We start from the raw sequence: 12,551 nt of genomic DNA on the forward strand, positions 1-12,551 counted from the left end.
ATGCGCCCACTCTTTCGTGACGATCACCTGCTGTTTCGCGACCAGGTCCGGCGGTTTGTCGAGGAACGCATACTGCCCCACTACGCCGACTGGGAACGTGAGGGCATAACGCCCACCGCGCTCTGGCGCGACGCCGGTGCCCAAGGCCTGCTGTGCCCGGCGCTGCCCGACCCCTATGGCGCCGGTGGCGACTTCGGCCATGCCGTGGTGGTGATCGAGGAGCTGGCCCGGGCCAACTGCCTGGGTATCGGCTTTTCGATCCATTCCGACATGGTCGCGCCCTACCTGTACAACCTCGGCACCCCGGCACAGCAAGACCGCTGGTTGCCGGCCATGGCCGCCGGCGAACTGATCGGCGCCATCGCCATGACCGAACCCGGCGCCGGCAGCGACCTCAAGGCCATACGCTGTCGCGCCCGGCGTGACGGCGAGCACTATGTGCTCAATGGCCAGAAGACCTTCATCACCAACGGCGTCAACGCCGGCCTGATCATCGTGGTCGCCAGCACCGAGCCCGACCTGGGCGCCCGCGGCCTGTCGCTGTTCTGTGTCGAGGCGGGCCTGGCTGGCCTGAGCAAGGGCCCGGCCATGGCCAAGATCGGCCAGCATGCCCAGGACACCTGCGAGCTGTTCTTCGACGAGCTGCGCGTACCCGCCGACTGCCTGCTGGGCGAGGAAAACGCAGGCTTCGAGTACCTGGGCCGCGAGCTTGCCCGCGAGCGCCTGGCCATTGCCCTGCGCGCCGCCGCCCATGCCGAGGGCATGCTCGAGCAGACCCTGGCCTACACCCGCGAACGCAAGGTATTCGGCAAGCGGGTCAGCGACCACCAGCACAACCGCTTCATTCTGGCCGATGCCCGTTCGCGGCTGACCATGCTGCGGGTGTTCCTCGACGACTGCGCACGGCAGCTGATCGAGGGCAGCCTGGACCCGGTGGTGGCGGCCATGGCCAAGCTCAATGCCAGCGAAATCCAGGGGCAGATCCTCGACCAGCTGCTGCAGCTGCACGGTGGCTATGGCTACAGCAGCGAGTACGGCATCGGCCGTGCCTGGGCCGATGCCCGGGCGTTGCGTATCTTCGGTGGCACCAGCGAAATCATGCGCGAGATCATCGGGCGCAGCCTCTGATTCAGCCGCGCAGCCAATCCTCACGCAGCCTGCGGGCGCGCGGGTCATCCCCCAGCGCCCACGGGTCGAGGGCAAACGCCACGACCTGCTCGGCGCCCGTGGTACGGGCCCACTCCAACTGCCGCTGTACCCGGGCGTAATCCGCCGAGCGGGCCTTGAAGTCGGTGCCGTCGTTCTTTTCCGACGGCAACTGCTCGAACAACTCCACGACCACATCGAATGGCACCTTGCGCCGGCGCAGCTCCAGCAGCAGTGGCTCGATGGCCTGCAGGTTGGCCCAGCCGGCCACACCGACACCATCCTGCACCACCGGCCGCAGCGCGGTGGTATCGAGCAGCGTGCGCCATAGCTGCAGCAGCGAACCCTCGGTGGGCAGCACGCTGTGGTAGGTGGAAATCGACGGGATACGGTCGCTGTGCTGCCGGGTGCTGGCAGACATCGCAGCCAACCAGCCGGCCAGGCGCTGCTGGCTGTCGGCGCTGGCCCAGTGGTACTGCTCCAGCTCGTAGGGGATGTACCAGCCGGCAAAGGCGCGGTGCTGCGGCCAGGGCGCAGCAGCCATGTAGCCCTGCGCCTCGCCCAGGGCCTTGGCGAAGAACTGCGCCTGCCCCTGCTCGTCTGCCGACAGCGCCTGCCACCAGGCGTTGTCGAACGGCAGCCCGACTTGTACCTGCATGCCCTCGTCATGGGCGATGTCGAAGACGTTGCGCAGCATGTCCTCGGGGATCATCCACGGCGATTGCCCGCCGATCAGCCCGACCCACTGCAGCGTCACCGTGCGGCAGCCCATGTCGGCCATGGCCGCCAGGCGCTGGCGCCATTGCTGCGGGTTGAGGTCGGCGTGGCTCTTCCACAGTTGCAGGAAGCTGCCCTGCAGGCCGCTGGAGCGTGTGCAGCCCGGCAGGCTGGCGAGGATGGGTGCGGTGGCCAGCAGGCACAGCAGGCTGCGGCGGCTGAGGGTGGGAGCGGAAATGGTGAGGTCCTTTTCGTAACGTGGTGCTGGAACGCAGCAGCCTACCTTAAATCGTCACCGATGGCTGGCGCTGTGATGCGGGTCAAGACGTCTATGCGCTTGTGCGGGTTTGCGTGATTGAACAGCCACGGTGTGGCGTCATCCCGCGCAGAGCACATTTGTACTCCCTACGCGTGAGCGGTCGTCGATTTCGCCAAACTGCCAATACCCGGACCACTGCATTAGCACATATACAAATTAACTACCTGAACAAAACCTGAAGCCTTTCAAACTTAAACAAAATTACATGTTCATTCATGAAAGCTTACGGTCTTTCACACTTATTAAAATTGTTTCACACAAACACGCACATCACTCTCATCTGCGTGATTGAAAAGTCAAACCTCGGCATGGACAATAGCCGCCAGCACGCTGCGCGCCATGCCCTGCAAGCCTTTCGGCAGCCTGCTCTTTTTTCGCCGATTATTCAGGCCCGCTTTTAAAGTTGACCGAACAGCCCGCCAAACTGACGCACCAACTTATTACCTACACCGTATTCACATTACGTTGACATTGCATCACTTCAAATGCGCGTCACCCTATCCCCCGAGGTAAACCATGAACGCAATTAACCACGGTGAAGTTTTCACCGCCGCCGATTCGGGCGAGCACATCCTGTTGACCGGCGCCACGGGTTTCCTCGGTGGGTCGGTCGCCGCCCAACTGATTGCCGACGGCCAGGGCCCCACCCTCGCCTTCCTGGTACGCGGTGACACACCCGCGCAAGGCCTCGAACGCCTGCGCGCCAACCTGCGCCAGCATGGCGTCAGCCAGGCCGACTGCCTGGCCCTGGAAGAATCGCAGATCCTTTGTGGCGACTTGCTCGACACCTCCTGGCTGGCCAGGCAAACCCCGCGCCTGATGCAGTTCGACCGGGTGATCAACTGCGCCGCCGTGGCCTCGTTCTCGAAGAACCCGACCATCTGGCCGGTCAATGTCGAGGGCACCTACGCCTTCGCCGACGTGCTCAGCCGCTCCGCGCGCCTGAAACGCTTCCTGCATGTAGGCACGGCGATGAGCTGCGGCCCGCAGCGCGAGTCGCCGATCAGCGAGTCGTGGGAGTTCCCCGAGGCCGAGCAGCAACTGGTGGACTACACCGCCTCGAAGGCCGAGATCGAGCGGCGCATGCGCGAAGAGCTGCCAGGCCTGCCGCTGGTGGTGGCGCGCCCGTCCATCGTGGTCGGCCACAGCAGCCTCGGCTGCCAGGCGTCGGGCAGCATCTTCTGGGTGTTCCGCATGGGCTTTGCCCTGGAGAGTTTCACCTGCGGGCTCGACGAGCAGATCGACGTGGTCCCGGTGGACTACTGCGCCGAGGCGCTGATCGGCCTGGCACGCAAGCCCCAGCTCAACCACGACCTGTACCACATCTCCGCCGGCCACAGCTCGGCCTGCACCTTCGCCGAGATCGACCAGGCGTTTGCCCAGGCCAACGGTGCCGAACCGGTTGGCGAGCGTTATCGCAAGGTCGATGTGGATGACCTCAAGTCCCTGGCTGGCAGCTTCGCCACGCGTATCGGCCCGGCCAACCCGCGCCTGGTGCTGCGCGCGCTGCGCTTGTACAGCGGTTTCGCTGATCTGAACTACCTGTTCGACAACAGCCGGTTGCTGGAAGAAGGCATCGCTGTGCCGCCGCGTTTCACTGATTACCTGGACGTGTGCGTCAGGTCGTCCAATGGGGTGAGCATTGCCACCCAGATGCAGGCGGATTTCAAGTAACCCGTCATTCTGCTCCGTCACACGCGCTTGCCCGGGCCAGGGTTGAACCTGCTCCGGGCTTTTTTATGGGCTTGGGGTTGGGGGGAGGCCACCAGGAGTTCGCCGATAGTTTTGCAGCGCCTATGAGATCGAGCGCCGCCCGCGCGGCGCATCGCTGGCAAGCCAGCTCCCACATCTGTTTCGGGCCAATTACTCCTGTGAAGGTACCGCTGCACGCCTTGGTGCATGTCTCAAGTCGGGTGAAGCGCCAGTGGTGCCCACCTCAATACCGCGTCGTACCAACAAGGCGGACAGCGATGAAGCCACAGGAGTGACTGGCCCGAAACAAATGGAGGGTGTCAGAAATTTTGTGTTCGGGCATAACATGAGTAAGAGGTGCATGTATGCCAACCAAAAAGAAACCGCTTCGAGAGTTACCGAAGGTCCCGAAAGAGCTGCTTGAACAGTTTTCCGCAACCCCACTGATGACCGCAGAGGCTATCGAAGAGGCCTCTGCCGCCTTCAAGAAAGCGCTGATCGAGCGGGCCCTGAACGCCGAACTTGGCCATCACCTGGGCTATCCTCCGGGCGCGCAGCGCCCAGAGGATGAGACCAACCAGCGCAATGGCACGAGTGGCAAGACAGTGCTGACAGGCGATGGCCCGCTACGGCTGGATATCCCTCGGGACCGTGACGGCAGCTTCTCGCCCATTCTGATCCCCAAGCATGAGCGCCGTTACACCGGATTCGATGACAAAATCATCGCCATGTACGCCCGTGGAATGACGGTCAGAGAGATCCGGGCCTTCCTGTCCGAGCAGTATGGAACCGACGTTTCACCCGATTTCATCAGCTCTGTGACAGACGAGGTCATGGAAGAGATTGGCGCGTGGCAACAGCGGCCACTGGAGCCGATGTACCCGGTCATTTTCTTCGATGCACTGCGGGTGAAGATCCGCGAAGAAGGCCTGGTTCGCAACAAGGCCATTTACTTGGCCCTGGGCGTTCTCCCCGACGGTACGCGCGATATCCTGGGCATCTGGATCGAGAACACCGAGGGTGCGAAGTTTTGGATGAAGGTCTTTAACGATCTCAAGACGCGCGGTGTTGAAGATGTGCTGATTGCCGTGACCGATGGCCTCAAAGGTATGCCAGAGGCTCTCAGTGCCGTGTTTCCAGAGACGACGTTGCAAACGTGCATCGTGCACCTGATCCGCAACAGCCTCGACTACGCGGCCTGGGACAAGCGGCGGGCTCTGGCCAAGGAGCTGAAGCCGATTTACCAAGCCATCAATGCCGAAGCGGCTGAGCAAGCACTCGATGAGTTTGAGAACGGGCCGTGGGCGAGAAATATCCGACGGTGGTGGCTGCTTGGCGACGGGCTTGGATCGCGTGATTCCATTCTTTGTTTTCCCGCCCGCCATCCGAAAGGTGATCTATACCACCAACGCCATCGAGAGCATCAATGCCCAGCTACGCAAGGTCATCAAGACTCGCGGACATTTCCCGAATGATGATGCAGCGACCAAACTGATTTGGCTGGGATTGCGCAACATCACAGCCAATTGGGGAAAACCGGCCCATGACTGGAAAAGCGCGATGAATCAATTTGCGATTCTGTACGGAGATCGGTTCATCAGGCCAGCCTGGTGAAAATCAGGGCCTGCCTAACGGCAGGCCGTTACCGGCCCGCACACAAAAAATCTGACAGTCCCAACAAATGTGGGAGCTGGCTTGCCAGCGATGCGCCGCGCGGGCGGCGCTCGATCTCGAAGGCGCTGCAAAACTACCGGCGAACACCTGGCGGCCTCCACCCAATCTTCACTCCACCCCCCTCTCGTCATACCGCAACAACCGCCCTGCATTCCCCAGCACCAACAAAGTACTGAAGTTGTGCAACACCGCCGCAATCATCGCCCCAGCCGCCCCCAACAGCCCAAACGCGGCCGCCGCGATGATCCCCAAGGTCCAACCCAGCCCAATCAGCACATTCCATTGCAGGGTACGGCGGCACAAGCGGCTCAGGCGAACACAGGTACCCAGCCGGCGCAGGTCGGGATTGATCAGCACGATATCGGCCGCAGCCATGGCGATATCGCTGCCGCCCACGCCCATGGCCACACCAACCACGCCCGCCTTCAGCGCCAAAGAATCGTTGATGCCATCGCCCACCACCAGCGGCCGGAAACCGGCCTGCAACTCCTGATTGACGTGCTTCAGCTTGTCATGCGGCAACGCCTGGGCGACCACACTGCCGATCCCGGTTTGCGCAGCGACTGCGTCGGCCACGCTCTGCCGGTCGCCGGTCAGCAGCAGTTGCCGCCCCAACCCCAACTCGCGCAGTTGCGTCATGGCCTCGGCGGCTTCGGCGCGCAGGTTGTCGGCCAGCAGCAGCCAGGCCACGAAGTGGCCATCCAGGGCCAACCCGGCAATCGGCCCGTCATGGGCCGGCACTGCGGGCATGGCGATACCCAGTTGCTGGAACAGCTCCGGGCGCCCCAACGCGGCGTCGCCATCAGCGGTGCGGGCCAATACGCCGAACCCCTGGCGTTCGCGCAGATCGCTCAGGGCCAGCAGCCGATCATGGCTGACCAGCCCGGCCAAGGCGCGGCTGACCGGGTGGCTGCTGGCAGTGCCGAGGCTCGCCGCCAGGCGTTTGACCTTATCCTCAGGCCACGCCGATGCACTGCACAGTATCCGCTGCAGATGCAGGCTGCCGTGGGTGAGCGTGCCGGTCTTGTCGATCACCAGCGAGGTCAGGTCGGCAAGCTCCTCAAGAAACGCCGAGCCGCGGATCAGGATGCCGTGCCGCGCGGCAACGGCAATCCCGGCCACGGCGGTGGCCGGCGCCGACAGCACCAGCGCACAGGGGCAGGCGGCCACCAGAACGGCGAGCATGGCCTGGGCATCGGCGGTGATGAACCAGGTGGCAGCGGCGATCAGCAATACCAGCAGCAGATAACGCCCGGCATAACGTTCCAGCAAACGGGTGATTGGCGGTTTGGCCTGCTCGGCGCGCTGCATCAGGGCGATGACCTTGCCCAGTGTGGAATCGTCGCCGACGCGGGTGACTTCGATGCGCAACAGGCCATCGAGGTTGATCGCACCACCATGCACCGCCGCGCCAGCCTGCACATCCTGAGGGACGCCCTCACCGGTGATCGGCGCGGTGTCCAGGCTGGCATGGCCCTCCAGCACCCGGCCATCGGCCGGTATCCTGTCGCCGGCACGCACTTCGACCTGATCGCCCGGCACCAGGCTGGCATTGTCGACCTCGCGAACCTGGCCATCGGCGCCGATCAGACGCGCCTGGCTGCGGGTCAGCCGCCCCAGGGCCTCGATCGCCTCTTGCGAGCCGAGCACGCTGCGCTCTTCCAGCACATGGCCGAAGATCATGATGACCGGCAGCAGCGCGGCAGTGGCTAGGTCTCCGGTGGCCCAGGCGCCGAGCATGGCCAGGCCGATCAGTTGGTCGGTGATGCCATGCAGGCTCGGCTGGCGCAGGCTGAACCAGGCCGAGCGCAGCACCGGCACCGCCACCAGCAGCGAGGCGCAGCCCAGCAATAGCTGCGCCACGGTCTCCTGGGCCGGGGCCAGCCAACGCCAGGCCAGGCCCAACCCGAGCAGGCCGAGGGCGAGCATGGCCAGGGTCAGCTGGCGGGCGGCCTGGCGACGCTCGTCGCTGGACAACAGCCCTGCCGTTAGATGTACATGGCCGTGGTGGTGATGGTGATGGCCGTGGTGGTGAGTACTCATGGTTTCGGGCCTTCCAGGATCATGCGCCCGGCATCGCCGGGGTCGACGGTGGTCACGCTGCCCGCGTGGGACAGAATGGCGGGAACGCGCTCGCGGTACAGGCGCAGCAGCAGGTCCGGGCTCTGCTGACCGCCCAGGCCGACGATGGTCGCCGTGCTGGCCTGGGCGCCGGACACGCGCTCACGCCCCTCGGCCTCGGCCACCTGCTGGGTGTGGTCAGCAGCCTGGGTGGCCTGCTGCAACTGCCGCGCGGCGTCGTTGCGCGCGCTGGCGATCGCCTGCTCCGCCTGCTGGCTGGCGGTGAGCACGGCATTGAAGGCGTTAACCGCCGCCAAGGGCAGTGAGGACTGCACATCCACCCGCACCACCTCGATGCCCAGCTCGCCGCCGGCCGCCTTGAGCGCCGCCAGGCGCTGGTTGATGCCCTGCTGCAGGTCGCCCCGCAAGCGCTCACGGCGCTCGGCAACGCCGCTGTCGGCGCCGACCAGTTCGGGGCGGGCCACCAGGATCGCGTCCATGTCGCGAGAGGCGCAGACCTGCACCGCGCTGCGCTCGACCAGGCGCTCCAGCGCTGGCAGCACATGCTCGCCCTGACGGGTGAAGGCATAAGGCTCGTTGACTGTGTAGAACACCCGCACGTCCAGTTGCACCATGCCCGCGTCACCGCTGAGCAGGTAGCCCGAGCCCGCCGTGGCATCGCCGGCCAGCTTGCCGTCCAGGTCGGCCTTGCGCGCCAGCTCCGAGCGCAGCAGCAGCTCGATCCGGCGCTCGCTTATCCGGTCGGCCGACGGCAGCATCAGCACCTGCTCGAACGGCCGCGGCCAGGCCAGCAGCAAACCGGCGTTCTGGACCCGTGACTCGGCGCCCAGGCGCAGCACCACCGCACGGTTCTCCGGGCCTATTTCGCGAACATTGCCGAACAGCCAGCCCAGCGCCGCCAGCAGGGTGACCGCATACAGTGCGATAAAACCGACGCCGCCGGCCTGCAGCCAGGCGCTACCTCGCGGGTTAGTCATGGGCATGCCCCGCCGGCAGTGCCGGGCCGTCCACCAGCACGCGGAACGGCGCCGCGTCGGTGCGCAGCACCAGGCGAGTGTTGGGCGTCACCAACGTGCCGAGGGTGTCGAGCGAGCGCAGCAGCCGGTACAGCTCAGGGGCACCGGCATAGGCCTTGGCGTAGGTCTGTGCCGCCTCGACCTGGGCCTGGGCCTGGATTTGCGCGGCCTTGACGCTGGCGTCGGCCTCGAGGATGCGGGCGTCGCGCTCGGCCGCCGAGCGAATTTCGGCCGCCTTGCGCTTGCCTTCGGCGGTGCGCTCGGTGGCGATGGTCTCGCGCTCGGCACGCATGCGGTCGACGGTGGCCTCGAGGGTCACCTTGGGCAGGGTCAGCCGCTCGATGCCCACCTGCACCACCTTGATGCCGTAGGTGTGCGCCAGTTGGTCGGCGATCTGCTGCTGCAAACGCTGTTCGAAGGCATCGATACGTACGCGGCTGGCGTCCACGTTCACCAGGTCGGCCAGCTCGAAGCCACTGGCACTGGTTTCCAGTGCCGAGCCCACCAGGGTGCGGATCTGCCGCGCCGCTTCGTCGGGCTGGTTCTGCACGGCGCGCATGAAGCGCTGGATGCTCTGCGGGTCGGCCGCCACCTGCCAGGCGATATAGGCCTGCACGATGATCCGCAGGCCATCGCGGGTACCGACGTCCTGCAGGCCGCTGGAGGTGGTGCGCAGGCGCAGGTCGACCGGCACCGCCGCTTCGAACGGCACCGGCCAGCGCCAGGCAAGGCCCGGTTCCAGCAGCACCCGCGAGGGGTTGCCGAAACGGGTGATGACGGTGGCCTCGCCGACTCGTACCTGCACCAGGCTGGCAGTCGCGGCGAGCAGCAGCACCAGCAGCGCGGCGCTCAACATTCGGCGCCGGACGGGGCCGACCGGCGCCTGGTCAGCAGGTGAATGGTCATGGTCATGGTCATGGTCGCAGCCATGGTGGTCGTGGGCGGCATGGGTGCTCTGGCTCACTTGGCGTGCTCCTGGTTGCGGCTACTGGAGGTTGATACCGCTGGGTCCACCGGCAGTGCATAGCTGCGCAGGTCCAGGGTCGGCGCCTGGGCTGCGCCCAGGCGGTGGTCGATGATCAGGCTGTGGGCACCGGCCAGCCCTTGGCTCAGTCGGCTCAAGTACTGTTCCAGGACGAAGGCCTGGCCAGCACCGGCCCAGGCCGCCTGTTCGGCATCGAACACCAGCGCCGCGGCCTGGGCCTTGGCGCGGGTTTCATGGGCGCCGGCGCTGGCCGAATCGGCGGCCAGGCTGGCGGCTTGGCGGGCAAGGCTGGCCTGCTGTGCGGCCTGGCCACGATCACGGGCGATCAAGGCATCGGCATTGATCTGCGCGGCCTGCACGCCGTGGTAGGCATTGGCCGCACCGGCAGGCGGATGGATCGCCTCGATCGCCGTGGCCAGGATCTCCACCCCGCTGTCGAGCCGATCGAGATCGGCCTGCACCGCCCTGCCGATATCCTGGCCCAGGGCTTCGCGCGCTTCGCCCAGCACGCCGTCGAGCGAGCGCCCGGCAAAGTCGTGTACCAGCACCCGGTTGGCGACGCTGCGCAGCAACTGCTCGATATCGCTGCTGTGGTAGGTGGCGGCCAGCGCCGCAGCGTCACTCAGGCCGATGCGATAGATGAAGCGCACGTCCATGTTGACGATCTGGAAGCTCTGCGCGCCGCCATCGCTGCCCGCGATCACCTGGGCGTTCTCGCTGAGGTGGGTGGCATCCCACAAGCGGTTGGCGCCCACGGGCGCAGGCCCCTCGGCAGCGGCCAGAGGCTCGGCGGCGGCAGCGTCGCCGGTGCTGGCCAACTCGTGCAGCGTACCGTTGTCCACCCGCACGACCTTGCCGAGCGGCCAGGGCAGCCCCAGGTGCAACCCGGGTTGATAGACCTGCACCGGGTTGCCGAAGCGTTCATACACGCCGCGCCCGTCCATGGGCACTTCGACCACCCCGGTGAGCAGCCAGCCGGCCAGGCCGACCAGTGCCAGCACCGGCAACAAGGCGCGACGCATGAAGCCGAAGGCCCAAATTTGCTGCAGGTCGATGCCCAGGCGCTGGTGCAACTCGCCCTGCAGGTAGGCCAGCGGTCGTGGCGGCCATTGCAACGCTCCGGCCACCAGACTGCGCGCCAGCCACTGTGGTTCGCGGCGTGGATGGCGCGGGCTGAACACCGCCAGGACGGCCCGCAACATCAACTCGATGGCCAGCAGGCCAGGCAGCAGGCCGATCAGCACCGCCAGGCGTGCCGGCCACAGCCGCTCGCCGTCGGCGAACGCCAGGCAAGCAATAGACAGCACCAGCACAGCGATCAGCAGCCGCAACTGTGCCGCCAGCGCCGCAGCTTCGGGCCATGCATTGCCGTCGCTGCTGGCCAGATGGCGCTCGACGACTACCAGCCCGAAAGCCAGCAACGCCCATGTACCCACCGTCACCCAGCTCGCCTGGCTGGCCAGGGTGGCAGCCGGAAGATCGAACCGCCAATGCGCCTGCACCAGCAGCAACGCCAGCAGTGCCAGGCCGAACAGCCACAGTGCGTCGCCGCCAATGCGCTGCAACTGCCTAAGGCACAGCGCGCCCAGCCGCTCGAGCCAGCGCTCGTAAGGGCTGAGCAGTTCCGGGTCGCCCTCCTCCTGGCCGGCTTTGCGCCAGAACGCCAGCTGCGCGCAGGGCTGGCCGATGGCGGCGGCACGCCAGCCGGCAACGTCCCAGGCCGCCTGGCTGCTGGCGGCCACCAGCAACCAGGCGGCGGCATTGATGCTCAGCAAGGGCGCCCAATATGAAGCGGGCGCGAACAACCCGACGAAGAATGCCAGCCCGCCCAGCAAGACAGCCGCCACCGCCGCGCTGTAAACCAGCAGCCTCAGGCGGCGTGCCTGCGTGAGTGCTTGCTGGAAGCGCGCAATCCCCTGCAGGTCCAGGCCAGGGCTATCCAGGTTGACGCTCATGAAGACTCCAAAGACTCAAGGGTGCATGGCCGCAAGGTGGTCACCCGCCCGGCATGCTGTGGCAGATTCGAGGCATGGTTAATTTCGTTATGTTATAGCAACGCCAGTGAAAAAATTGTGAGGAAATATTTCATCGATTTCATCGAGCAGAGCGCCCCTCGCATTTTTTTCACATCCGCCTCACCGTCTCCCGACATTCGCCTGCATAAAGTGCCGCCACTCGCGATGCCTGTGGCCCAGTGCCGCTGCATCCAACATTGCTCACCCTCGGAGTGACTGCATGCTGCAAGGCACCCTCGTCAAACCCTCATCCCTGAAGCCGCCCCGGCGCTTTCGGCTCTCCCCCAGGGCATTGCTTGCCGGTCTGTGCGTGGCGTTGACCCTGACTGCGGGCGTGTCTTTTGCCTCTCGCACCCAGGTACGCGACCTCGGCAGCGAGCGACAAATGAGCCGCAGCGGTACCTATGCAGCCTGGGCCAAGGGCTCGACCATCATCCTGGTGCGTCACGCCGAACGCTGCGACCGCTCCCATGCCGCCTGCCTGAGCGACCCCGCCGGCATCACCGAGGACGGCAGCCGCGCCGCTGTCGGTGTGGGCCTTGGCCTCGAGCGGCTGGGGCTGCAGGACAGCGATATCCTGGCCAGCCCCGAGGTGCGTACCCGGCAGACGGCAGGCTTCATGTTCGGCAAGAACATCACCACCCAGGACTGGCTGGCTCGTTGCGATACGACCTTCGCCAGCGCGGTGTTCGACCACAAGCGGCCCGGCCATAACCTGGTGCTGGTGACCCACAGTGGCTGCATCGAGCAGCTCGAGCGGCAACTGGGCGTAGCTGGCGGCGAACGCAGCAGCGGTTATGCAAGTGCCTTGTTCCTGTCGCTCGACAGTGCCGGCAAACCACAGCTTCTTGGCCAGATGAACGCCACCCAGTGGCGCAACCTGGCCCCTGGCAAAGGGGTGTGAC

Annotated in this window: 9 protein-coding genes and 1 pseudogene; 5 read left to right on the forward strand and 5 right to left on the reverse strand. The window is 65.7% G+C overall.

Going from position 1 to position 12,551, the window contains the following annotated elements; all coding sequences use genetic code 11:
- Entirely contained in the window at positions 1-1,128 is a 1,128-nt protein-coding gene (locus tag EJA05_RS13595) for an acyl-CoA dehydrogenase family protein (RefSeq protein WP_125858635.1), read from the forward strand.
- Position 1,129: 1 nt separating this feature from the next.
- Here the strand turns inward: EJA05_RS13595 and EJA05_RS13600 are convergent, their stop codons facing one another.
- Positions 1,130-2,101 carry a DUF4434 domain-containing protein gene (locus EJA05_RS13600; RefSeq protein ID WP_125858636.1) on the reverse strand — a complete coding sequence of 324 codons (972 nt, stop codon included), beginning with the start codon at positions 2,099-2,101 and terminating at the stop codon, positions 1,130-1,132.
- Positions 2,102-2,397: 296 nt separating this feature from the next.
- On the opposite strand from EJA05_RS13600, the gene EJA05_RS13605 reads away from it, so the two are divergent.
- From EJA05_RS13605 to EJA05_RS13620, 3 genes and pseudogenes are all read left to right on the forward strand, one after another.
- Positions 2,398-2,583: a hypothetical protein gene (locus tag EJA05_RS13605; protein WP_125858637.1), complete on the forward strand. Its 186-nt coding sequence runs from the start codon at positions 2,398-2,400 to the stop codon at positions 2,581-2,583.
- 115 nt (positions 2,584-2,698) lie between these two features.
- Positions 2,699-3,856 (forward strand): cationic peptide resistance protein CprA, encoded by a 1,158-nt coding sequence (gene cprA, locus EJA05_RS13610; RefSeq protein ID WP_125858638.1) that lies wholly within the window; start codon positions 2,699-2,701, stop codon positions 3,854-3,856.
- A 383-nt stretch (positions 3,857-4,239) separates the two neighbouring features.
- Positions 4,240-5,488: pseudogene (locus EJA05_RS13620) on the forward strand (IS256 family transposase).
- A gap of 168 nt (positions 5,489-5,656) precedes the next feature.
- On the opposite strand, the gene EJA05_RS13625 reads toward EJA05_RS13620, so the two are convergent.
- From EJA05_RS13625 to hflK (EJA05_RS13640), 4 genes are read right to left on the reverse strand one after another with little or no spacing between them, the layout of a single operon-like run.
- Entirely contained in the window at positions 5,657-7,591 is a 1,935-nt protein-coding gene (locus EJA05_RS13625) for a heavy metal translocating P-type ATPase (RefSeq protein ID WP_125858639.1), read from the reverse strand.
- Positions 7,588-8,607, reverse strand: coding sequence for a protease modulator HflK (gene hflK, locus EJA05_RS13630; RefSeq protein WP_223811920.1), 1,020 nt, complete (start codon positions 8,605-8,607; stop codon positions 7,588-7,590). Before hflK (EJA05_RS13630) ends, EJA05_RS13625 begins: the two co-directional genes overlap by 4 nt.
- The gene (gene hflC / locus EJA05_RS13635) at positions 8,600-9,610 is read right to left on the reverse strand and encodes a protease modulator HflC (RefSeq protein WP_125858641.1); all 1,011 of its coding nucleotides are present in this window, start codon (positions 9,608-9,610) and stop codon (positions 8,600-8,602) included. The genes hflK (EJA05_RS13630) and hflC overlap by 8 nt, the downstream gene beginning before the upstream one ends.
- Positions 9,607-11,586, reverse strand: a complete 1,980-nt coding sequence (hflK, locus tag EJA05_RS13640; protein ID WP_125858642.1) for a protease modulator HflK — start codon at positions 11,584-11,586, stop codon at positions 9,607-9,609. Before hflK (EJA05_RS13640) ends, hflC begins: the two co-directional genes overlap by 4 nt.
- Positions 11,587-11,866: 280 nt before the next feature.
- Between hflK (EJA05_RS13640) and pmrG the strand changes: the two genes are divergently transcribed.
- Complete coding sequence (gene pmrG / locus EJA05_RS13645) at positions 11,867-12,550, forward strand: lipopolysaccharide core heptose(II)-phosphate phosphatase PmrG (RefSeq protein WP_125858643.1); 684 nt, start codon at positions 11,867-11,869, stop codon at positions 12,548-12,550.
- The last annotated feature ends 1 nt before the right edge of the window (position 12,551 follow it).

This window comes from Pseudomonas oryziphila (genome assembly GCF_003940825.1).
In the GTDB taxonomy this organism is placed as follows: Bacteria; Pseudomonadota; Gammaproteobacteria; order Pseudomonadales; family Pseudomonadaceae; genus Aquipseudomonas; species Aquipseudomonas sichuanensis.